This window comes from Pseudoalteromonas sp. SR43-5, assembly GCF_014163835.1.
In the GTDB taxonomy this organism is placed as follows: Bacteria; Pseudomonadota; Gammaproteobacteria; order Enterobacterales; family Alteromonadaceae; genus Pseudoalteromonas; species Pseudoalteromonas distincta.
Window position 1 is genome coordinate 120,536 of sequence record NZ_JACJEA010000005.1, and the last position, 23,207, is coordinate 143,742.

Genomic DNA, 23,207 nt, shown 5'->3' on the forward strand with positions numbered 1-23,207 from the left:
TTATTTGATATACATTCTTTGTAAATGAGACCTATTAATAACGCTAGTAAATTAATCATCATTAATTTTATGTACTGGCCCAGCTACGTACAAAGTTCATTTAAATGCTTTACTATTATATGGTTAATATATTGTAAAGTATATCGATTAAACCCAGCTTATTAACTGTGTATTTTGCACTAGATCTCGTGGTAGTGAGTTTTTAATCTTATTTTTTTGCCATTTGCCTAGCCCGATAGGGCAACCACACAGTGTTAATACTACTTCACCAATTGTTTGAGTTGCTTCAGTTAAGCGTATATCTTTACCTTGAAAATAATCATTGGCTTGCTCGTTATTTAACGCGTAAATATTAGTTTTACACTCATTGCCAAATACGGTTGCATACTCGTGCGTTAGTCTCACGCCATTTTTATGAATAATGCCAATTTGAATACCTAAACGTGCGTACTTAATCTTATTTTGTATGGCTTCAAATCCTTCAGGAAATAACCACAGCTCTTTATCGCGCTGCATTAAGCTGCCAGGTAGGTTAGTTAACCCAAAGTGCTTTTTAAGCGATTGCATAAACGCGGCACTTTGTTTTTTATCAAACTCGTTAAATGGGAATGCACCTTTTTTAACAGTTTGATTTGGATTATTACAGCTGGTGTGCTTTTTAAATTTAGCAATAAAAAAGCCTTCGCTATCGAATGTTTGCGGCCAAACATGTAAATAGCCCTCATTAGTTGTGGCTTTACTTGCACCTTCAAATAAATCACTTAGTGACTCAGGCGTTATATAGTCGCCAAATTCACTGAGTAAATAATCGCACACTTGCTGGTTTTCGAGTGGAGTAAGTGTGCAGGTTGAATACACTAATGTGCCACCTGGCTTTAATGCGTAAAATGCGCTTTTAATTAAGTCTTTTTGTACTTGGGCTATTTGTATGTTTGATTCTATTGACCAATTTTTTAGTGCGTCGGCGTCTTTACGTACCGTGCCTTCGCCAGAGCAGGGCGCGTCTAGCAATATGCTATCAAAGCATTCAAACATGTAGTTGCCAAATATAACGCCATCAAAATGCGAGAGCGCACAGTTGCCAACTCCCATGCGTTTTAATGTAGCGCTAAGTACTTTTAGGCGCGATGACGAAAGCTCGTTTGCAACAAGCACACCTTGGTTATCCATAAGTGCTGCAAGTTGCGATGTTTTAGAACCCGGTGCTGATGCCATATCAAGCACGGTGTTATTTTGAGAGTCTGCGAGTTCAATACTTTGTTTTAAGGCAATAGGCGGCAGCATTGAACTTGCCTCTTGCACGTACATAGCACCGCTTAGATGTAAGTCGGTATTACCTAGGGCTAGGTTTTGCTCTTCATCGCATGGGCGTTCTAACCAAAAGCCTTCACTGCACCATGGGATTGGGGTTAGCAGCCAATTTTTTTCAGTGGCACGTTTTACAAATTCTTCAATGCTAATTTTTAATGTATTAACGCGGATAGATTTTCTGAGGGGCCTACGACACGCATTTAAAAAGTCATCTAAGTTTAGATGCCCTGGTAAATAGGTTTTAACGTCATCAATAAAGTGCTCAGGAATAAAAGTGTTGGCGTTCACGCGTTAGCTCATACTATAAAAATAAAGCGTGATAATAGCATTTATATAACGCATTTTCAGTGCTTAAAAACGTAACATCCAATTTATTGCTATGTCGACACTTTATTGGTTTGGCCTATTTTAAAGCGTATTTTATACGACGTTAGATTAATAGTGTCGACAATGAGTGTGTTTTTTAGCCGTTTTGATAGGTTTAAGGGTTGACATGATTTTTTAATAAGCCCATAGTAACCACATTAATTGTCGACAATCTAAAAAATAACTTATGACACACACATTTATAAACGAAGCGCCTATAACTACCGCATCAGATCAAGTATTTGTAGATATGCGCCGTGAGATTGTTGAAGGAAGCATAGTTCAAGGCAGTAAAATATCAGAGCCTGAGCTTGCCAAACGTTATGGTGTAAGCCGTGCAACGCTTAGAGAGGCATTGAATCGCCTAGAAAGTTGCTACCTTGTTGAGCGTAAAGCTAACGTAGGTTGCCGAGTAGTTGCCCTTACCGCTGAGCGTTTGATTGAAGTTTATCAAGTTCGCAGCTCACTTGAAGGCTTGGCATGTAGGCTTGCTGCCGACAATATGGAACCCGAAGAAGTAAAAGGCTTAAAGCAATTACTTAATCAACACCTACAAACACAACGTGTTAAAGAAGGCGAATCTTATTATCAAGAAGCCGGCGATTTAGATTTTCATTACCGTATTATTCAAGGCAGTAAAAACGCGCATTTAATTCATTTACTGTGTAATGAGCTTTATCAATTAATACGCATGTACCGTGTACAAATGGGCATGGTGGGGCCGCGTGTATCAAAAGCGTTTGATGAGCATTTAGCGATTATTAACGCCATTGAAAACCACGACGGTGAACTGGCCGAAATGCTCATGAAGCGCCATATCAGTGCATCGCAAGCAAATATTCAAACCAAATTTGATGTATACCAATCAATATGAGTATTCGAACAATTTAACGGATTAAATCGCTCCGTAACGTCGTTAAAAATTTTTTGTTTAGAACCACTAAACATAAAAATTATTGCCTAGTTACAGAACGATTTTCTTATCGTTAAATAGACCTTATACGCATACAGATTGATATTAGTCGCAAAAAACAGAAGCTGCTAAAAGCTAAAAGTTAAAATCTAGCAAGAGCAGTTAAACAGTCACAATTACAGATTAAAACTACAAGTTACTCCACGTAGCAACCGTTCAAAGTGAGGAGAAAGTAATGTCAGCAGGATTAAAGTTTAAACACGCTATTGCCAATAACCGCCCGTTACAAGTGGTAGGTACTATTAACGCCTACACAGCGATGATGGCTGAAAAAATGGGTCACCAAGCTATTTACCTCTCAGGTGCCGGTGTTGCAAACGCCTCGTTTGGTATGCCTGATTTAGGTATGACAAGCCTTGATAACGTGCTTGAAGATATTCGTCGTATTACAGGTGCTAGCGACTTACCATTACTTGTTGATGCCGATACCGGTTGGGGTGGGGCGTTTAACATTGCACGCACAGTAAAAGAAATGACTAAAGCGGGTGCGGCGGGTTTTCATATAGAAGACCAAGTAGCGCAAAAACGCTGTGGTCATCGCCCTAATAAAGAAATTGTAAGCCAAGGTGAAATGGTTGACCGCATTAAAGCGGCGGTTGATGCAAAAACCGATAGCGATTTTTACATTATGGCGCGTACTGATGCATTTCAAAAAGAAGGTTTAAACGCCGCGATAGACCGTGCAGCTGCCTGTGTTGAAGCCGGTGCTGACGCTATTTTTGCAGAAGCCGTACACGACCTTGCTGATTACCAAGCGTTTGCAAAAGCGATTAACGTTCCAATTTTGGCAAACATTACTGAGTTTGGCCAAACACCTATTTACACAAAAGAGCAGTTAAGCAATGTAGGTGTTGAAATGGTGCTTTACCCACTCAGTGCATTTAGAGCCATGAACAAAGCAGCACTAAACGTGTATTCAGCAATTTTAAATGAAGGTTCGCAACAAAGCCAAATTGAAAATATGCAAACGCGCTCTGAACTTTACGACTTTTTAGATTACCACACGTACGAGAACACACTCGACACACTTTTTTCATCAAAATCTGACAAATAATAAAATCACACACAAATTTAAGATAGGAGAAGATCATGGTAGATAAAGCATTAGGCGGCGCGGGTTTACGCGGACAAGTGGCTGGTCAAACAGCATTGTGTACTGTTGGACAAAGTGGTTCTGGTTTAACGTATTGTGGTTACGATATTAGCGAACTTGCCGAAAAAGCGCAGTTTGAAGAAGTGTCTTTTTTACTTTCACGTGGTGAGTTACCAACCACAAGCGAATTGGCAGAATATAAAGCAAAGCTAAAAAGCTTACGCGGCTTACCAGATGCACTTAAAACCGTGCTTGAAAATATTCCTAAAGACGCGCATCCAATGGATGTAATGCGCACGGGCTGCTCAATGTTAGGTAACCTTGAAATGGAGCTTGATTTTAGCCAAGCTAATGATGCAATTGATCGTATGGTTGCTGTGTTCCCAAGTATTATTTGTTACTGGTACCGCTTCACACACGACGGCGTACGCATTGAAACACAAACAGATGACGACTCTGTTGGCGCACATTTTTTAACGCTGTTACACGACAAAGCACCTAGTGAATTGTTTGCACAGGTAATGAATGTATCACTAATTTTGTACGCAGAGCACGAGTTTAACGCCTCTACCTTTACAGGGCGTGTGTGTGCATCAACGCTTTCTGATATTCATTCTTGCGTAACGGGTGCGATTGGTACGCTGCGTGGTCCATTACATGGTGGTGCTAACGAAGCGGCAATGGATATGATTCAAGGTTTTACAAGCGCTGAACATGCTGAGCAAGAAATTATGGGCATGCTTGAACGTAAAGACAAAATAATGGGCTTTGGTCATGCGATTTATCGCGAGTCTGATCCGCGTAATGTAATTATTAAAAAGTGGTCTGAAAAACTAGCGGCAGAGGTGGGCGATACCGTGCTTTACCCTGTGTCTGTTCGTTGTGAAGAAATTATGTGGCGCGAGAAAAAACTGTTTTGTAATGCCGATTTTTTCCATGCATCTGCTTATCACTTTATGGATATTCCAACTAAATTATTTACGCCAATATTTGTAATGAGCCGTGTTACGGGTTGGACTGCCCATGTAAAAGAGCAGCGCGCTAACAACCGTATTATTCGCCCAAGTGCCGATTACACAGGGCCTGATGCACGCAGTTACACACCAATAGAGTCACGTTAAAAATGGGTGAGCACGCATGTGCTCACTTTTTTATTGCACATAGCCACTAGCGAGTAGTTTTTCTCAAACTTTTTATTAAACACGCTAGCTGTGAGCAAACACCGTCACCAAATTAGCGAATCCTTACCATGACCATAATTAATAACACCCAATACCGTAAACCTTTACCTGGCTCAAACGTCGACTATTACGATACGCAAGAAGCCGTAGATGCAATTAAGCCAGGTGCATACGCCACACTACCTTATACATCGCGTGTATTTGCCGAAAACCTAGTACGCCGATGCGACCCTGCTATGTTAACCGATGCACTTAACCAGCTAATTGAGCGAAAGCAAGATTTAGATTTTCCGTGGTATCCGGCGCGCGTAGTGTGCCACGATATTTTAGGCCAAACAGCGCTTGTTGATTTAGCTGGGCTTCGTGATGCAATTGCAGCTAAAGGCGGCGATCCGGCTAAAGTGAATCCGGTAGTACCTACGCAGTTAATAGTGGATCATTCACTGGCGGTAGAGCATGCCGGTTTTGATCCTGACGCATTTGAAAAAAACCGCGCCATCGAAGACAGACGCAATGATGACCGTTTTCATTTTATAAACTGGACTAAAACTGCGTTTAAAAATATTGATGTTATTCCACCGGGTAACGGCATTATGCATCAAATTAACCTTGAAAAAATGTCGCCGGTTATTCAAAACCGAGATGGCATTGCATTCCCAGATACTTTAGTTGGCACCGACAGCCACACGCCTCATGTTGATGCACTGGGCGTTATTGCCGTGGGTGTAGGTGGGCTTGAAGCTGAAAGCGTTATGCTTGGCCGTGCTTCATATATTCGCTTGCCTGATATTGTTGGTGTTGAGCTAACAGGTAAGCGCCAACCAGGTATTACCGCTACCGATATTGTGTTGGCCATTACTGAATTTTTACGCGAACAACGTGTTGTATCTACTTATTTAGAGTTTTACGGTGAAGGTGCCGACGCGCTTACACTTGGCGACAGAGCAACCATTTCAAACATGACGCCTGAATTTGGCGCAACTGCCGCCATGTTTTATATCGATGATAGAACAATAGATTATTTGCGTTTAACAGGGCGTGAAGAAGAACAAATTGCCCTTGTAGAAAACTACGCAAAAACAGCAGGCCTTTGGAGCGATAGCTTAAAAACCGCAAAATACGAACGTGTACTTAAGTTTGATTTATCAAGCGTGGGGCGCAATATTGCAGGTCCATCTAATCCGCACCGCCGTGTATCGACAAGCGATTTAGCTAAAGAAGGTATTTCGGGTGTTGTTGAAAATGAAGAAGGCTTAATGCCAGACGGCGCATGTATTATTGCCGCGATTACTAGTTGTACCAATACCAGTAACCCACGTAATGTAATTGCCGCTGCACTACTTGCCCGTAACGCAAATGCTAAGGGTTTAATGCGCAAACCTTGGGTTAAAACTTCATTAGCACCGGGCTCAAAAGCGGTGCAATCGTACCTTGAAGATGCAAACCTACTAACAGAGCTTGAGCAACTTGGCTTTGGCATTGTTGGTTTTGCGTGTACAACGTGCAACGGTATGAGCGGGGCGCTTGACCCTGTTATTCAAAAAGAAGTAATTGATCGCGATTTATACACTACAGCGGTGCTTTCGGGCAATCGCAACTTTGACGGGCGTATTCACCCTTATGCTAAGCAAGCATTTTTAGCGTCACCTCCTTTGGTTGTTGCGTACGCCATTGCAGGTACTATTCGCTTTGATATTGAAAAAGGGGTACTTGGGCAAGATCAACAAGGCAACGACATTACGCTTAAAGATTTATGGCCATCAGATGAAGAAATTGACGCAGTAATTAAGCACAGTGTTAAGCCAGAGCAATTTAGAAAAGTATACGAGCCTATGTTTAATTTAACCGTAGATTACGGTGAAGATAACGACCCACTTTACGACTGGCGCCCAGAAAGCACCTACATTCGTCGCCCTCCTTATTGGGAAGGTGCACTTGCGGGTGAGCGCACTATGACCGGTATGCGCGCGCTTGCAGTACTTGGCGATAACATTACAACGGATCATTTATCGCCATCAAACGCAATTATGGCAAGTAGTGCTGCTGGCGAATACCTGACCAAAATGAACGTGCCAGAGGAAGACTACAACTCGTATGCAACGCACCGGGGCGATCATTTAACAGCGCAGCGCGCAACATTTGCAAACCCAAAACTACTTAATGAAATGGTACTGGACGAAAACGGCGACGTTAAACAAGGTTCTTACGCTCGCCTAGAGCCACAAGGCACTAATACCCGTATGTGGGAAGCAATCGAAGCCTACATGGAGCGTAAACAGCCGCTTATTATCGTAGCCGGTGCCGATTACGGTCAAGGTTCGTCGCGCGATTGGGCTGCAAAAGGCGTAAGGCTTGCAGGCGTTGAAGTAATCGCAGCAGAGGGCTTTGAGCGTATTCACCGTACTAACTTAATTGGTATGGGGGTTTTACCGCTTGAGTTTAAAGCAGGCACAACGCGTAAAACTCTAAAGCTGGATGGCAGTGAAACGTACGATGTAACGGGTGATTTAAAACCAGGTGCCACCGTTAATTTAAGTATTACCCGTAAAGATGGTGAAGTGCTTACTGTGCCTATGAAGTGCCGTATAGATACCCAAGAAGAGCTTTCTATTTACGCAGCTGGTGGTGTGTTACAACGCTTTGCTCAAGACTTTTTAGAAGCAACGCAATCTGCATAAGGGCAAACACTATGTTTAAACCGCAAATTAAAGTGCCTGCAACTTATATGCGTGGCGGCACCAGTAAAGGTGTATTTTTTAATTTAACTGATTTGCCAAAGCCTGCTCAAGTAGCAGGCGAGGCGCGCGACAATTTATTACTGCGTGTTATTGGCAGCCCCGATCCGTATACCAAACAAACGGATGGAATGGGCGGCGCTACATCAAGCACCAGTAAAACCGTAATCCTAAGTAAAAGTGAGCAAGCTGATCACGATGTTGATTACTTGTTTGGTCAAGTGGCTATAGATAAACCTTTTGTAGATTGGAGCGGTAACTGCGGCAACTTAACGTCAGCAGTGGGGGCTTTTGCTATTAGTAATGGTTTGGTTGATAAAAGCAGAGTACCTAATAACGGTGTTGCTATTGTGCGTGTGTGGCAGGCTAATATTAATAAAAGCATATTAGTGCATGTCCCTATGACCAATGGCGAAGTACAAGAAACCGGCGACTTTGAGCTCGATGGCGTTACATTTGCTGCAGCTGAAGTAAAACTTGAATTTATAGACCCGGCTGATGGCGATGGCGCGTTATTTCCAACAGGTAACGTAGTTGATGACTTAGAGGTTCCAGGTGTTGGTACTCTAAAAGCAACCATGATAAATGCAGGTATTCCTACTGTATTTATTAACGCCGCTGATATTAATTATACCGGCACAGAGCTGCAAGACGATATAAATAACGATGTTGCAGCGCTTGAAAAGCTTGAAACCATTCGCGCTTATGGCGCCGTTAAAATGGGCTTAATCACTAATATTAGTGAAGCGCAAGCTCGCCAACATACACCAAAGGTTGCGTTTGTTGCAGCGCCTTTAGATTACGCTGCATCTAGCGGTAAATTTATTGAGGCTGCCAACATTAACTTACTCGTGCGCGCAATGTCGATGGGTAAACTGCATCATGCCATGATGGGCACAGCCGCTGTAGCTATTGGCACTGCCGCAGCAATTGAAGGCACACTCGTAAATATAGCCGCTGGTGGCGGTGCATTGAGTGAAGTTAACTTTGGTCACCCGTCGGGCACGCTAAAAGTAGGTGCTGAGGCTAAAAATAATGCTGGCAACTGGCTAGTTACCAAAGCAAGTATGAGCCGAAGTGCACGTGTATTAATGGAAGGGGTTGTAAGAGTCCCTTACTAATCACTGGTGAAGTTAAGCGCAACTAAACATTTATTTTAGTTAAGCAAACAAATTTTATAAACGTTTGCTTAGCTAAAGTAAAACCTACTCACACTCGTTAGAAATAATCCTTTTTCATTAATTTTTCGAATTATCGTCTTTTTTCGCTCTCATCCACCGCATTTACTTGAAGAATATAATTAACAAACTAGATTATATGTAATATTCATTTAATAAAGTGAATATATTGTATCAATATGTGCTGGTTCTTTATGAGTGTCTATAGGTTATTGAATAATAGAGATGCTGATAAAGAAGTAGCTCATAGAATAAAGATAAATACTTCTATAAAACGTATAAATATGTAGCATAACTATATAGCTTAATGGTATTTTTAATGTTCTAGTAACAAAAGTTATGATTGTGTACTTTTTTGATGCTTTTTGAATAAAAAAGCTTACATAAATCACTATCAACTAAACTAATTTCTGATACTCATTCCAGGCTATCAAGGAGAAATAAATGGTAAAGCGTACGATCAAATTTACACCTATTGCAGCTTCAGTTGCACTTACATTAGGCTTAACAGCATGTGGTTCTGATAACGACAGAAATATTCCTGTTACACCTGTAGAATCTTTCACTGCAACGGGCGATGCACAATTTAACATTGAAGTAACAGGTAAAGCAGTTAAAGGTTCAATGAAAAGTGCAGTAGTAACTGTAATGACTTTAGATGCATCTGGTCAAAGCGTTCCTGTTGCATTTCGCTCAGCTGCTTCAGCAGAGGCTGAGTCTTTTTCTGAAGAAGCACTATCACAAGATGCTGCAGATGCAGCGGTAGAAGCAAGTAAAATTGCCGCTAACCCTGAAGTGCTAACTGATGAAAACGGTCGTTACAGCATCTACCTAGATGATGATTTTACTGGACCTGTTTACATTACAGTTAAAACGTCTGAAGAAGGCGATGATAGCTTTTTACGTTGTGATGCTTACGTAGGTTGTGGCACTTACGATGAAGCGCCAGAAGTTGACGACGAAAATGATGGCGATACTGATATTGAGTTTGGCGAATGGTACAAAACTGACCTAGAGCTTTCTGTTGTTAAGTTTATTCCAGCTGTTGAAGCAGATACATCTGGAGCTAGCGGTGCAGCTGGCGATGCCAATGTTTTAGGTTCTTATAAAGCTAATGTTACTTTTTTAACATCGTTAGTGGCGGGTCTTCTTCTTGACTCAGGTTCAAGTGTAGATGAAGACGCTATTGCTACAGCTAGCTTAAACACTGTTGTACAAGTAATGGGTCAAGACGCAGCACTTTTACTTTCTGCTATTATTGGCGATTTATCTAACGGCGGCGCTGTAGATTTAAGTAATGTTGATGGCGAAGAAGAACTTACTGACGGTATTTTAGCAATTGCACAGCTTTCATCTTCAATTCAAGGTTTACCTTCAATTGGTGATGTAATGAGCAGCATTAAAGCTGGTATTAAATCAGGCCAGTTTAAAGGTAATACTGACGCTGGCATTGCTGCAATAGCTACAATGTTACAAACAGCAATTACAAATACTGCAAACATTTTTGTTGCTGTAGCAACGGGTGATGAAACTGCAATTGAAAACGCTTTAAAAACGGCATTCTCTATTAACAACCCTAATGCAACACAAGCACAAATTGATGCGTTTGCCGCTAATTCAGTAGGTATTGCTAAAAAAGCAAAAGCAGCTAAAGACAAAGCTGTTAAAAATGGTGCAGCAACTGATGCCGGCCTTGCAGCCGCTGCAGTAAAAGTTAAAAAAGCACTAGAAGTAATTGGTTGTACTGGTGCAGAGTGTACAGTTGGAGATGATTTTTATACAGCTCTAGCAGCTGCTTTAACAATAGAAGTTACAGCTTCACAGACTGCACTTACTGCATTAGAAATGGATATTGAAACAGCTCAAAGTTCACTTGCTGATGTTCAAGCAATGGGTGGCGATGCTCTTACGGCTGATAACGCAGCTGCATTTGTAAGCGCTGTAACATTACTGAAAAATGAAGCTGCTACTGCTGGTTTAACAGCTAAAGCGGGTTCTATTTTTGTTAAATCACAAGGTTATGTAACTGCTGCAAAAGCGTTAGTTACTCAAAGCTCTGATTACCAACAGATTCTTGATTCTGCAACGTCTTTACAAACAGACGCAGGTGTTGCTGTAACTGACACCGTTGCATACGACGCTGCATTAGCTGCACTAGTAGCGGAAGCAGAAGCAGCGATTGAAACGTTTGATATTGCTCTTGCTGCTGCAAAACTAGTTGCTGAAGACACTGCAGACGTTGCTGATGAGAAAAAATCAGCAGCAGACACAGCTGAAGCAGCTTCTACAAGCGCACTTGCTAACGCAGAAGGTGCAATGGTAGATACAGCCGCAAACGCAACTGAAGCTCTTGAGCTTGCTATGACTGCTGTTACTGCTGCGTCTGATTTTGCTGCTGCTGTTGATGCACTTGAAATTGCTATTGAGCAAGCACTTGTTGCTGCTAATGCTTACCTAGACCTTGAAGGCGAAGGCGCACAAGCAATGATTGATGCGCTTACAGCTATGCAAACAGCTGCTGTAGCTCAAGGTGACCTAGCTAGCGAGCAATTTGTAACAGCTTATAACCTACAACTTGTTGCTGAAGCGGCGGTTGCTAAACTTGAAGTACTAACTTCTGTTAAAGCTACATCAGAGTCATTATCGACTATGACTGTGCTTACTAACACTGGCGGTCAAGCGGTTATCGATGCAGCAGACGTTCTTGCTGACGTAATTGATGAACTAGCTGAAATGGGTAACTCAGGTGAAGGTACTTCTACTCGTCAACCTGATTGGTCATATAACTATGACTTAGATGCGTTAGTTTTAGAATTAGAGAACGAAACTACCGGTGAAATGATCAGTGCTTCAGCTTCATACCAAGGCGAGCAATTAGTTGTTGCTTGGGGCGCTACATTAATGGGTGAAAATGACGCAACTGTTTCACTTGTTACGGGTGAAAGTCGTACTGCAGCTCTAGAAGAGTGTGAACTGTTTGCTGACGGTACGATTATTGATCCTACGCAAATTGATTCATGTTTAATATTCACATTTGATGGTGCAGTAAATGCTGACACAGTTGATGACGCTGAAATTGTTAACACTGAAGCTTGGAACCACGTTGAAATTATGGACGGTGATTCTGGTTTCACTGGTATGCTAAACATTACTGCAACTGAAGAATCAGATTCTTCAAGTATTACACTTGAAGGTATGTCTGGCGACTTAGACTTTAAAGTAATGGGTATGGTTGACAGTAGTGGTGATGAAGATGAAAGTACATTAGAAGTTATGGTTAAAGGTGACGCAGCAATGGGTTACACATTATCTCTAACTGGTATGGAATCTACAGGTTACACTGGTGATGTTAAAGCTATGTACAATGGCGAAATGATGTCATTTGGTACTGCTTCTAAAGTTACTAACGGTGTATCTATCACTTACATCGATGGTGATGTAGTGCCTTACACTGATGTTGATTTAATTGATTCATCTAAGTAATATTTAAACTATAAAAGGGGAAAGCAGCGCTTTTCCCTTTTTTTATAGAAAGCGATTAAATTATGAAAAAAAAAATTCTCTTGTTAGGATTTTCAACAGCTTTTATTTCTCCTCTTGCTTCCGCAGATAACCAATTTCAAATATTTACTCATTTTGACGCAGAAATTTATACTGAAGCACAACCAGTACAAGCCTTTGTAGATGATTTTGATGCACCATTAAAATCGGGTGACAGTGCATTTACCTATAATATTTTTGAAGTGGGTGTTGGCTACGGTAATTTTAAAGTGGGTTTACAAAGTCGTTATGACTATGTTATTAACTTTGATCCTGATACAGCTAAATATACTCATACCGAAAAGAATGATTTAGAGTTTGAAGATAGATTTTATACCTATTACCTCGATGCTAAACAAGCAACGTCTAATGGTGTATTCGTATCTTATGATTTTAAATTTTTAGATAAAAATGCATTAACAATAACACCTAAGCTTTCTGTTTTTGCCAGCTCACACTATCAAGATGCCACTGTAAATGGTGAGATTTTTAGTGATGAAGTTGAAGGTGCTGTAACTGTCGATTACAACTTTTCAAAAGATATTTTATTTAAAGAATTTACACCTTCACAAAAGCCTGAAGGGCTAGGCTATAGCCTAGATATTTTTGCCGATTGGCAAGTAAATGATGAGCTTAAAGTTGGTTTTAGCGTAAAAGATTTGCTGTATAAAACAGAGTACGAAGACAGCGGCTCTGTAAAGGGTCAAACGACTGAAATTCCATTTAGCGAAGATGATAACGGCGATATTATTACTCAGCCAACAGTTTCATTAAAAACATCTGCATTTGGAAATACGGTATCTCATGATTTCGAAATGGAAATGCGACTACAAGCATTTGCCGATTACAGAATAAACGACCGATTTTCGACTCAGTTAACTTTAAAACGTTACGATAAAGACACGTTTAGCCAATTAAAAGGCCGTATTCACTTTTGGGATCATTGGCGAGTACAAGCAGGCTACGAAACAAAAAGCGAAGCATTTTTAGTTGGTATAGAAAACGAATATTTTGGTCTTAATTTACAAACAGATAGCCTAGATTTAGATAAAGCCTATTATGCGAATGTGAATTGGTACGTGAACATTAAGTTTTAAGGAATGAAGATGTTAAAACAAATTATACCTTTAGGGGTCGCTATTGCATTGGCAGGTTGTGGTTCTTCATCAGACAGTGACAGTTCAGAATCTGTTGCAGTGAGTGAAATTGCTACATCTTCTTCTGTGAGTTTTTATGTATCTAATTGGCAATCACCACAGGGCACGCTTAATGTTTTAGATAGCGATGGGGTGGTGCAAGAATCAATTGAAGTCGAAAACATCAATACTGCGAGTGTAAGTGTAACTCCACTTACTTTTAATAGTTTTGAGTTTATACCTAGCGATACAGCTCTACCTTGTCCGCGATTTACAGGGTGTGGCAGAACTGTGCGTGGTGATGTAAATGACTTAAACGCAAACCGGTTAATCGACTACCAAGAATTGACAACCGTTACCCTTAATTACAAAGCGGATGCATTTAGTGCACCGGGAGTAAATAAGGTTTATTTATCACCATTGAGCAAAGCAATTACAGAAGAAGGCTTTAGTGCTACACAGGCGAGTTTATCAGCCACGCCTTTTTATCATTTAACGCACAGTAATTTAAATGCAAGTGTTGAAGCAGAAATGGTGACAAATGCCTTCACCTACGCGGCAATTTTAGCTGGTGTTGCTGATAGTTCGTTTAGTGTTGAAAGTGCTTTTAATGCATTTACTAACTTGGAGACTGACCAGCAAGCTTGGCAAGATTACAGCGACTTAGCAGCGCAGTATGTTACAGACAACTTATTTAGCGACCAAGGTAATGCTTTGTTGAAAAATGTAGCTGGTCAAGTTAAGCAAACGATTGCAAGTGTAACTACATTTACAAATTGGCAGGCTCGCTCAGCAGAAGTGCAAAGCTTAGACTCAAGAGAGTTACTTGTTGATACGCGAAATATAATTGGTGTTGCAAGACTTCAAGAAAAAAGCTATTCAGATGAATTAGACGCAAAATTTACTGAGCTTGAAGGTGCGTTTGATGAAGATACACAAAGAACCCTTGATGCACTTAGTAATGCTTTAAACGAAGTTATCACAAATTATTCACCACTAGCTGATGGCTCTACACCATCAGGGCAATATAAGCTTCGTGATTTAGATATTGATTACAGCCAATCACCTTATACTTGGGCTATTACTGGCACATATGATGAGTTACCTATAACCATTGATTTATCAATTCCAACTTTCAGAGTAAGTGGTGTATTAGGTAATAAAATCGAAGGTGTAATGAGCGCAACGGTCACAAATGGTACTACGGTATTAAGTGTGGATGTAAGTGAGTTGCTGATTGAGTTTGATGGCATAGATGCTCAAAGTGAATTAAACCCAGAAGCCGATACGGGTATTACACAGGTAACGACCAACGTAATTATCAATAAAGCAGCGGGTAAACTCGAAGGTGATTTATCAGTAAACTTAAATCGTTTTGTTAATTCACTAGGTGAGGAGTCAACCACGTTATCTACTTTTGATTTTAATGGTGATTACGTAAGTGACATTCAAAGCACTGCATTTCATATCACAGCAGTAGAGGCTTCGCCTTTTGTTGGTGAAGATAATGACGATTTAGCATTTACTTTTGAATTAGATTTTCCATTGAGTGGTGCAAGCGATTTTAAATTTGCGTACGTAGGCGACGTGGAAAACTTATCAGAACTTACTTCTACAGATATATTTGTTAGCATACAAAATCGCGCGTTAGATTTACGTATTCGTGATGTTAGTGGCAACATTAATCTAATAGCGAAAGGCGAAAATGGACGTTGGTTAGATGTTAAGCAGAAGGGCCGTAATTACAGTGGCGGTTTATATTTTGGTGATACTAAACTAGCTGATGTTACTGCGGTACGTGGTATTCCTGGTGTTTTATTTCCAAATGGTGAGTTTGAGTCGTTATTTTAACCATTAGTTAAGTGGTTTTAGAAATATTCAAAATCCGATATTAGTTTTCTAGTATCGGATTTTTTAATGTTTGTTATATTAGTTAAATGCGCCTGAATCGAGGTAGCTGCCAATCCCGAGTGTAAACATCCATAGCCCCCATAAGCTGTGTTCAATAACACACACGACCGTTGAGCGGCTTTGTGCGTAGGTATACGCAAACAGTAAACCGCCCAAAAAGGCTAAGGCTACTGCAATCCAATTTGCATACACAATATGCGCCAGCGCAAATACACTCGCACTGACTACAATACGCACTGCTTTTTTTGGCATGATGCGTTTATAACGATGAAAAAAATACGTTCGGAATATTAATTCTTGAGGAATAACCGACAGTATTGGATACAGCACCAACAGTAAAAGCCAATCATTAAACGAGTTACGGGGAAGGGTAAACCAGTTGCCTTGATGAATAATCCCGTAAAACATGCCTGAGAACAGCGCACCTAAAAAAAAGAAGCTAAACACACGCCTTTTAACAGCAGAAAATTGCCCAAGGCTTGTGAGTCTAAACCGTTTAAAATGGGGATCGCCCAGTAGCAACATACAACACACACTCATAAGTATAATAAGCGCAGGGATAAGCCAATTAGCTAAATGCTCGCGTAATCCAAAACCCAACAAGGGCAGCAATATAAAAATGAGGGTAAATTCAAACCAGCGGTATTGGTTAGCGTTCAAGGTCGTCTCAACTTGCTTTTTTTAATAAGCTAACAAGCTAAGACGACACTTTTATGACGAGGGGGCTTACTTTGCTGTTTCCTCTTCATCAGGGAGGTACTTGTACAAGGCAATAATGGTGGCAAAAATGCTTACAAAAGTAATACCCATTAAACCAAACACTTTAAAGTTAACCCAAAAGTCGAGCGAAAAATTATATGCAATATAAATGTTTAGTGCTGCGATGCCAGCAGTAATTACAACCCACATTAAATTAAGCTTATCCCATAACGGTTCTGGGACAACAATGGCTTGCTTTGTATCATTAGCGTTTTCGAGGATTGAGCTAAGCGCTTTTTTAACGAGATTTTTATTAAGTACATAACGGCTAACAAGTAACGTTAAACTTAAACCTGCATATATCAGTGTTGCTTTCCATTTAATGTATTGCTCATCATGAAGTACCAGCGTTAGCGTACCAAACACGGCAGCAATGCCAAAAAATATCCAATGACGAGTAGGTACATTGCCATGTTTAAAGTAGCTATAAGCAACTTGAATAAGCGTAGTGGCCATTAATAAACCGGTAGCCCAATAAATATCGACGAGTTTAAACACTGCAAAAAACAGTATGAGTGGAATGTATTCAATTAATGCGTGCATATACTACCTAAATTATACAAAAAAGAGTCAAAGGCTTTTTACCACATAAAGCTTAGCAACTACAAGGTTGACTTGTTGCCCTGTAACCCTTAGCCTGCGTGGCTTTATTACCAATTTGGTTTGGTATTTTTCATATCATCATATTCCCACGCTTAACCAACACTGATTTGGCGTGTATTTAGGAGCCTAAAATGAATAAAGCAGAACTCGTTGCTGCCATTGCACACAAAAGTGAATTAACAAAAAAAGATTCTCAAGCGGCACTTTCAAGCTTGCAAAAAGTCATTACTAAATCGCTTTCTGAGGGCGATCAAGTTCAAATTAATGGCTTTGGTACCTTTGCACTAAGTTATTATCCAGCGCGTACTGGGCGTAACCCACAAACAGGGGCTGCAATTGAAATAGAAGGCGCAAATAAAGCGGTTTTTAAACCAGCTAAGGCGTTAAAAGACCTGCTTTAAATAGCATTACTTAGCTTGGTCGTTGATTGAGCTTTGCGTGGAGTTATTAAACATAAAATTATGGGCTTTGCCCATCACGCCAACAAGTTGTGCGTCTACAAAATAAACATAATGCCGAGCGTTAGTTGTAGGCGTTGAGCTTGCTCACGCGAGAAGCGAAGCTTCTGTATTTAAATCACCAAGTAGCAAAGCTATGTCTGATCTATGTAGTTTTTTCATCCCTTCTAAATGATTTACATGGCATTATAAATCCTACTTAAATTAACTCCTTTATTTTCAATTGCTTGTTATCGGCACGCATCGTGCTTTTTTGATTGTGTATTTTAAATATACCTTTTAAGAAAATAAGGAGATCTCAATGAGTACATTACAAACAAGCACACGTTTACAAGGCAAAAAAATCGCAATTTTAGCCACTGATGGATTTGAGCAAAGTGAGCTTTTATCTCCACGCAGCGCATTACTTGATGCTGGTGCAAACATCGAAATAGTATCAATTAAAGAAGGCCAAATTACTGGCTGGGATGAAGACAAGTGGGGCGATAAAGTAACAGTAGATAAACTAGTTACAAACGCGGATTCTGCTGATTACGACGCGCTTATGCTTCCTGGTGGTTTATTTAATCCAGACAGTTTACGCCAAGATAAAGATGCTAAAGCATTTATTGATGGATTTTTTGGTGCAGAAAAAAACAAACCCGTTGCTGCTATTTGCCACGCACCGTGGTTGTTAGCTGAAATTAATAAATTGCGCGACCGCACTATTACTTCTTTTCCTAGTATTAAAAGCGATTTAATTAATGCAGGTGCTAATTGGGTTGACCAAGAAGTATGTGTAGACCAAGGTTTGGTAACAAGCCGAAGCCCAGCTGATTTAGAAGCATTTAATGCTAAATTTATTGAAGAGATTTTAGAGGGTAAACACCAAGCTCACTAATTTGCTTTTAAAAAACAAAAAAGGGCATTTAATTGCCCTTTTTTAATGCGTAAATTTACACTTTTTATAATGCGGTTGCGGCTTTCATTTCACTAACAAATGCTTTTAACTGCGTTGTCATTGCGTCTAAATCGTTAAGGTTAGCTTCAATAATTTTAACTACAGCAGAGCCTGAAATAGCACCTGCTGCGCCTGCATTAAGAGCCGCTTTTACATCATCTGGCGTTGAAATACCAAATCCTAAAAGAGCAGGAGCTGCATGGTATTCTTTTAATTTAGTAACAATATTACCCGCTGGCATTTGTGCTTTAGTATCGGTACCGGTAACACCTGCGCGCGATAGTAAATACGTATAACCACGACCGTAAGAGGCGCATTGGCGAAGTGTGTCATCATCTGCATTAGGTGTTGCTATAAAAATTGGGTCTACACCGTTATCCATTGCCGATTTTCTAAATATTTTAGATTCATGCAGAGGCACGTCAGCCACTAAAATAGAGTCTACACCTACCGCTTTTGCATCTTTATAAAATGCTTCTATGCCGCGCTTAAAAACTAGGTTTGAGTAAAGCAATAATCCAATTGGAATATCGGCGTTATACTCGCGTATCTCTTTAATAACATCAAAGCAATCTTGCGTGTTAATGTGCACATCAAGTGCGCGAATATTAGCTTTTTGAATTACAGGACCATCCGCAATCGGATCAGAAAACGGAATACCAAGCTCAAGTGCATCAGCGCCGCCGTCAATTAGGCTTTTAATAATCGCAACACTTTGCTCTTTACCTGGGTCGCCAATTGTTACAAATGGTACAAACGCACCTTGTTTTTTCTCGTTAAGCGCTGCAAACATTTTGCCGTAACGATCCGTTTTTACTTGGCTCATAGCTGACCTCTTTCAGATAGTACATTGTGAACGTGTGCTAAATCTTTATCGCCACGACCACTTAAATTAATAACTAAAACGCTTTCCTCGGTTTGCTCTTCTGCATACTTAAGTGCATAAGCAAGCGCATGGCTTGATTCAAGCGCCGGAATGATCCCTTCGTTTTTAGCAAGTGATTGAAACGCATCAAGCGCTTCTGTATCTGTGATACCCACGTATTGCGCTCGACCGGTTTCGTGTAAAAATGCGTGCTGAGGACCAACCGCAGGGTAATCAAGACCCGCTGATACAGAGTAAGACTCTTCAATTTGGCCATCGTCGTTTTGCATAATGTACGTGTAAGTACCGTGTAATATACCTTTAGTGCCTTTACAAATTGTTGCACCGTGCTCATTTGTATCAAGCCCTTTCCCAGCAGGCTCAACACCAATTAATTTAACGCCTGGCTCGTCAATAAAGTCGGTGAACATACCAATTGCGTTTGAACCACCACCAACACAGGCAATTACAGCGTCAGGTAAACGACCTTCGGCTTTAAGTACTTGTTGTTTAGCTTCTTCACCAATAACTTTTTGATACTCACGAACAATTGTTGGGAATGGGTGAGGACCAGCAGCTGTGCCTAGTAGGTAGTGCGCGTCTTGATAATTAGCTGACCAGTCACGCAGGGCTTCATTTACTGCATCTTTTAATGTGCCAGAACCCGCTGTTACCGGAATAACCTCTGCGCCCATTAACTTCATTCTAAATACGTTTGGTTGCTGACGTTCAACGTCTTTTGCGCCCATATAAATTCGACATTTTAAACCCAGTAATGCACATGCAAGCGCGGTTGCAACGCCGTGTTGGCCTGCGCCTGTTTCAGCAATTACTTGTTTTTTACCCATGCGCTTAGTAAGTAACGCTTGGCCAAGTACTTGGTTGGTTTTATGTGCGCCGCCGTGTAATAAGTCTTCACGCTTTAGATACAGTTTTACTTTTGGGTTTTTAACTAAATTGCGCGTTAAAGTAAGTGGGGTAGGACGACCCGCATACTCGTTTAATAATTTACTTAGCTCAGCCTGAAACTCAGGATCTTTTTGTGCTTTGTTAAATTCGTTTTCTAACTGCTTAAGCGCAGGGACAAGTAACTCGGGTACAAACATACCGCCAAACTCGCCAAAATAAGCTGGATTTTGCATTTTAACCTCAATAATTTCTGATGCTTGTAAAAGCATTATGTAATTTGTTAGGGCACTTTTTACCCGCAGATTCTTCAACGCCTGAGTTTAAATCAAGGCCTAAGGCACCTTTAAAAAGCGCATCTTTAATATTGTCTGGATTTAAGCCTCCAGCGAGCATAAACGGAGTGGTTGCATCATGAAGCACCGACCAATCAAATGCTTTACCTGTACCGCCAGCTTGTGTATCGCTGTGTGTATCGTAAAGGTGTCGGTCAACGCCATTTACAGGCGTTGGCAATGCATCTTTTATTGCTTGGGCTTTCCAAATCTCGCAGCCGGTAGGTAACTGTGTACGCAACTGAGCGATGTAATCGTCACTTTCTTGACCATGTAATTGAACTGCCGCCAATTTTAGCACACTTGCGTATTGAGCAACTTGATCAATTGGGGCATCTACAAACACACCCACAAAATTAAGCGGGGCACTTTGGCTAAGCTCTTTTGCGCAATCTAAATCAACATAGCGTGGCGATTTAGGATGAAAAATTAAACCCCCGTAAATAGCACCGTTTTGATATGCCGCTTGTGCATCTTTGGTACGTGTTAAACCACATACTTTATTGTCACCTAAAATAACACGGCGACATGCTTGCTCTAAATCACGCTCGCCCATAAGTGAGCTGCCAATTAAAAAACCATCGCATAATGGAGCTAAACGTTTTACGTCTTGATGGGTGTAAATACCCGATTCCGAAATAACCACTTTATCAGCCGGAATAAGTTTGCGTAGCTTTTCGGTAGTGGCTAAATCGGTGCTTAAATCGCGTAAATCACGGTTATTAATACCAATAATTTGTGCATCAAGCGCAAGTGCACGGTGTACTTCTTCTTCATTACTTACTTCGGTGAGTACCGACATATTCAGAGAATCGGCAACTGCGTGCAGTGCTTTATAGCTTTCGTCATCGAGTACTGAAAGCATCAGTAATATAGCGTCACCGCCATAAATACGCGCCATATACACTTGGTACTCATCTATAAAAAAGTCTTTACAGATAAGCGGTTGTTCTACTTGGCTGCGCACAAATTCAAGATAGTCAAAACTGCCTTGAAAATATTTAGCATCAGTTAACACGCTCATGCAGGTAGCGTATTTTTTATAAACCGATGTGATTTCGGTTAAATCAAATGGCTCTCTAATTAGCCCTTTTGAAGGCGATGCTTTTTTACACTCTAAAATAAACTGTGTGCCTGGGGCGGCTAATGCTTTGTAAAAACTACGGCTTGTAGGCACTGCAAGGTGTTTAAAGCTTTCAAGCGGGCGTGCGGCTTTACGCTCAATTAGTTCTAATTTTTTATCAGCAACAATTTTGTCTAATACATTAGCCATTACTTACCTCAATAATTGCATTTAGTGTGTTCATGGCTTGCCCTGAACTTAATAATGTTTGTACTTGCTTTGCCCCTTCTTTTAACGTTTCTGCTTTACCTGTTAGGTATAAAAGGGCAGCTACGTTAACCACAATGGCAGCATTATGTGCATCTGTGCCTTTGCCTTGTAAGATGGCAAGGCTAGCCTTTGCGTTGTATTGTGGGCCTTCACCAGCGAGTTGTTCAAGTGAATAGTTTGCAAGGTCAAAGTCGCTTGGGTTTAGTGTGTACTGTGTAAGCTCGCCATTATTCAGCTCAACTACCGTTGTTGGACCGTGTAGAGCTATTTCGTCAGTGCCCGAGCCGTGAACAATCATAGCGCGCTTTGTGCCAAGGGTTTTAAGTGTTTGTGCCATTGGCATACATAACGCTTCGTTGTACACACCTAACAATTGCACATCAGGTGCTGCTGGGTTAGCAAGCGGGCCTAAAATATTAAAAATAGTGCGTGTTTTAAGCGCTGTACGCACGCCCATCGCATGGCGTACGCCACTGTGATAGTGCGGTGCAAACAAAAAGGTAAAATTGGTTTGCTCAAGGCATTTTGCTGCCTGCTCTGGGCTCATATCTATATTAATGCCCAGCGCTTTTAGTAAGTCGGCAGAGCCTGAATTACTCGATACACTGCGATTACCATGTTTTACCATGTTAATGTCGGCAGCAGCGGCAACTATGGCTGCTGTTGTGCTTATATTTATTGTGTTTGAACCATCGCCGCCAGTGCCACAGCTATCGGCAAGTTGTGTACTGCTGGTAGTAAAAGCAACAGCGTTTTCGCGCATTGAGGCTGCAGCACCTGCTATTTCATCGCTTACTTCGCCTTTAATTTTAAGGCTTATTAGTAGGGCGGTTAGCTCAATCTCGCTCATGTTACCTTGCATTATTTCATCAAACAGTGCTTTGGCGTCTGCGTAGCTTAATGATTGCCCTGTAATTAGTTGTTCAATAGCGTGTTGAACATTTATGGGTTGTTCTGGTTGTGTACTCATAATGTCCTCTATTATTTGGCACGTGTTAAGTAAGCGACACTTTGCTGAAGTAGCATTGCGCCGTTTGGCGTCAGTATTGATTCTGGATGAAATTGATAACCCAATGCATTGTCATCATGATGATAAATAGCCATAGGGATATCTTCATACTGGGCAATAACCTTTATATTACCAGGCACTTTTGTTGCCATTAATGAATGGTAACGTGCTACAGGCATTGTATTGCCCATACCATCAAATACAGGATGTTCGCCTAAATTAATAATTGAAGACTTACCATGTACGGTTTCACCCGCGTGACCGATTACTCCGCCATAGCTTTGTGTTAACGCTTGTTGGCCTAAACAAATGCCTAGCATTGGGAAGTGGCCTTTAGAGAGCTCAATAAGCTCCATTAAACAGCCTGCATCGCTTGGTGTGCCAGGACCTGGGGAAAGTACTAATAGTACTTGTCCTTGCTCTTGGCGCATTTTATTAAAAATAACCTCAGCGCTAATGTTGTTTCTGTATACAACAAGTTCGCAGCCAAGCATCGTAAGCTCATCAACTAAGTTATATGTAAATGAGTCAAAGTTATCTAAAAAATAGATTTTAATAGGATTCGTTTTACTCAT

At 40.8% G+C, this 23,207-nt stretch carries 18 protein-coding genes; 10 read left to right on the forward strand and 8 right to left on the reverse strand.

The annotated features are described in order from the left end of the window. Positions 1-147 precede the first annotated feature (147 nt). Positions 148-1,599 (reverse strand): 16S rRNA (cytosine(1407)-C(5))-methyltransferase RsmF, encoded by a 1,452-nt coding sequence (gene rsmF, locus H5090_RS04655; protein WP_182695138.1) that lies wholly within the window; start codon positions 1,597-1,599, stop codon positions 148-150. A 265-nt stretch (positions 1,600-1,864) separates the two neighbouring features. Here rsmF and H5090_RS04660 point away from each other — a divergent pair, with 265 nt between their 5' ends. From H5090_RS04660 to H5090_RS04695, 8 genes are all read left to right on the forward strand, one after another. Continuing rightward, positions 1,865-2,551: a GntR family transcriptional regulator gene (locus H5090_RS04660; RefSeq protein ID WP_182692966.1), complete on the forward strand. Its 687-nt coding sequence runs from the start codon at positions 1,865-1,867 to the stop codon at positions 2,549-2,551. Positions 2,552-2,825: 274 nt separating this feature from the next. Further along, entirely contained in the window at positions 2,826-3,704 is an 879-nt protein-coding gene (gene prpB, locus H5090_RS04665) for a methylisocitrate lyase (protein WP_039489991.1), read from the forward strand. A gap of 35 nt (positions 3,705-3,739) precedes the next feature. Next, complete coding sequence (gene prpC, locus H5090_RS04670) at positions 3,740-4,864, forward strand: 2-methylcitrate synthase (protein WP_182695139.1); 1,125 nt, start codon at positions 3,740-3,742, stop codon at positions 4,862-4,864. A 128-nt stretch (positions 4,865-4,992) separates the two neighbouring features. After that, entirely contained in the window at positions 4,993-7,602 is a 2,610-nt protein-coding gene (gene acnD, locus H5090_RS04675) for a Fe/S-dependent 2-methylisocitrate dehydratase AcnD (RefSeq protein WP_182695140.1), read from the forward strand. Positions 7,603-7,613: 11 nt separating this feature from the next. Further along, on the forward strand, positions 7,614-8,780 hold the full coding sequence (prpF, locus tag H5090_RS04680) for a 2-methylaconitate cis-trans isomerase PrpF (protein ID WP_182695141.1): 1,167 nt from the start codon (positions 7,614-7,616) through the stop codon (positions 8,778-8,780). A 501-nt stretch (positions 8,781-9,281) separates the two neighbouring features. After that, complete coding sequence (locus H5090_RS04685) at positions 9,282-12,320, forward strand: hypothetical protein (protein WP_182695142.1); 3,039 nt, start codon at positions 9,282-9,284, stop codon at positions 12,318-12,320. Between the two features lie 62 nt (positions 12,321-12,382). Then, on the forward strand, positions 12,383-13,474 hold the full coding sequence (locus H5090_RS04690) for a hypothetical protein (protein ID WP_182695143.1): 1,092 nt from the start codon (positions 12,383-12,385) through the stop codon (positions 13,472-13,474). Between the two features lie 9 nt (positions 13,475-13,483). After that, entirely contained in the window at positions 13,484-15,364 is a 1,881-nt protein-coding gene (locus H5090_RS04695) for a hypothetical protein (protein ID WP_182695144.1), read from the forward strand. Between the two features lie 78 nt (positions 15,365-15,442). Here the strand turns inward: H5090_RS04695 and H5090_RS04700 are convergent, their stop codons facing one another. Continuing rightward, positions 15,443-16,084 carry a CPBP family intramembrane glutamic endopeptidase gene (locus H5090_RS04700; RefSeq protein ID WP_002961594.1) on the reverse strand — a complete coding sequence of 214 codons (642 nt, stop codon included), beginning with the start codon at positions 16,082-16,084 and terminating at the stop codon, positions 15,443-15,445. A 66-nt stretch (positions 16,085-16,150) separates the two neighbouring features. Next, positions 16,151-16,726: an inner membrane-spanning protein YciB gene (locus H5090_RS04705; protein WP_033028426.1), complete on the reverse strand. Its 576-nt coding sequence runs from the start codon at positions 16,724-16,726 to the stop codon at positions 16,151-16,153. Between the two features lie 191 nt (positions 16,727-16,917). Between H5090_RS04705 and H5090_RS04710 the strand changes: the two genes are divergently transcribed. Together H5090_RS04710 and H5090_RS04715 are read left to right on the forward strand one after the other, a co-directional pair. Further along, positions 16,918-17,187: an HU family DNA-binding protein gene (locus H5090_RS04710; protein ID WP_007375441.1), complete on the forward strand. Its 270-nt coding sequence runs from the start codon at positions 16,918-16,920 to the stop codon at positions 17,185-17,187. A gap of 358 nt (positions 17,188-17,545) precedes the next feature. Beyond that, on the forward strand, positions 17,546-18,124 hold the full coding sequence (locus H5090_RS04715; protein ID WP_182695145.1) for a type 1 glutamine amidotransferase domain-containing protein: 579 nt from the start codon (positions 17,546-17,548) through the stop codon (positions 18,122-18,124). A gap of 64 nt (positions 18,125-18,188) precedes the next feature. On the opposite strand, the gene trpA is transcribed toward H5090_RS04715, so the two are convergent. The 5 genes from trpA to H5090_RS04740 are packed head-to-tail and all read right to left on the reverse strand — an operon-like array spanning position 18,189 to position 23,207. Beyond that, a complete protein-coding gene (gene trpA, locus H5090_RS04720) occupies positions 18,189-19,010 on the reverse strand; it encodes a tryptophan synthase subunit alpha (RefSeq protein ID WP_024595006.1) in 822 nt (273 codons plus the stop codon). Continuing rightward, the gene (gene trpB, locus H5090_RS04725; RefSeq protein ID WP_002961582.1) at positions 19,007-20,191 is read right to left on the reverse strand and encodes a tryptophan synthase subunit beta; all 1,185 of its coding nucleotides are present in this window, start codon (positions 20,189-20,191) and stop codon (positions 19,007-19,009) included. The genes trpA and trpB overlap by 4 nt, the downstream gene beginning before the upstream one ends. Before the next feature lie 7 nt (positions 20,192-20,198). Beyond that, positions 20,199-21,563, reverse strand: a complete 1,365-nt coding sequence (trpCF, locus tag H5090_RS04730) for a bifunctional indole-3-glycerol-phosphate synthase TrpC/phosphoribosylanthranilate isomerase TrpF (RefSeq protein ID WP_002961581.1) — start codon at positions 21,561-21,563, stop codon at positions 20,199-20,201. Beyond that, the gene (gene trpD / locus H5090_RS04735; RefSeq protein ID WP_182695146.1) at positions 21,556-22,593 is read right to left on the reverse strand and encodes an anthranilate phosphoribosyltransferase; all 1,038 of its coding nucleotides are present in this window, start codon (positions 22,591-22,593) and stop codon (positions 21,556-21,558) included. The genes trpCF and trpD overlap by 8 nt, the downstream gene beginning before the upstream one ends. A gap of 11 nt (positions 22,594-22,604) precedes the next feature. Further along, positions 22,605-23,207 carry an aminodeoxychorismate/anthranilate synthase component II gene (locus H5090_RS04740; RefSeq protein WP_024594803.1) on the reverse strand — a complete coding sequence of 201 codons (603 nt, stop codon included), beginning with the start codon at positions 23,205-23,207 and terminating at the stop codon, positions 22,605-22,607.

Coding starts and splice junctions, on each gene's coding strand:
- H5090_RS04660 (WP_182692966.1), top strand. CDS start 1,865: ATGACACACACATTTATAAACGAAGCGCCTATAACTACCGCATCAGAT.
- prpB (WP_039489991.1), top strand. CDS start 2,826: ATGTCAGCAGGATTAAAGTTTAAACACGCTATTGCCAATAACCGCCCG.
- prpC (WP_182695139.1), top strand. CDS start 3,740: ATGGTAGATAAAGCATTAGGCGGCGCGGGTTTACGCGGACAAGTGGCT.
- acnD (WP_182695140.1), top strand. CDS start 4,993: ATGACCATAATTAATAACACCCAATACCGTAAACCTTTACCTGGCTCA.
- prpF (WP_182695141.1), top strand. CDS start 7,614: ATGTTTAAACCGCAAATTAAAGTGCCTGCAACTTATATGCGTGGCGGC.
- H5090_RS04685 (WP_182695142.1), top strand. CDS start 9,282: ATGGTAAAGCGTACGATCAAATTTACACCTATTGCAGCTTCAGTTGCA.
- H5090_RS04690 (WP_182695143.1), top strand. CDS start 12,383: ATGAAAAAAAAAATTCTCTTGTTAGGATTTTCAACAGCTTTTATTTCT.
- H5090_RS04695 (WP_182695144.1), top strand. CDS start 13,484: ATGTTAAAACAAATTATACCTTTAGGGGTCGCTATTGCATTGGCAGGT.
- H5090_RS04705 (WP_033028426.1), bottom strand. CDS start 16,726: ATGCACGCATTAATTGAATACATTCCACTCATACTGTTTTTTGCAGTG.
- H5090_RS04710 (WP_007375441.1), top strand. CDS start 16,918: ATGAATAAAGCAGAACTCGTTGCTGCCATTGCACACAAAAGTGAATTA.
- H5090_RS04715 (WP_182695145.1), top strand. CDS start 17,546: ATGAGTACATTACAAACAAGCACACGTTTACAAGGCAAAAAAATCGCA.
- trpA (WP_024595006.1), bottom strand. CDS start 19,010: ATGAGCCAAGTAAAAACGGATCGTTACGGCAAAATGTTTGCAGCGCTT.
- trpB (WP_002961582.1), bottom strand. CDS start 20,191: ATGCAAAATCCAGCTTATTTTGGCGAGTTTGGCGGTATGTTTGTACCC.
- trpCF (WP_002961581.1), bottom strand. CDS start 21,563: ATGGCTAATGTATTAGACAAAATTGTTGCTGATAAAAAATTAGAACTA.
- trpD (WP_182695146.1), bottom strand. CDS start 22,593: ATGAGTACACAACCAGAACAACCCATAAATGTTCAACACGCTATTGAA.
- H5090_RS04740 (WP_024594803.1), bottom strand. CDS start 23,207: ATGAGTAAAACGAATCCTATTAAAATCTATTTTTTAGATAACTTTGAC.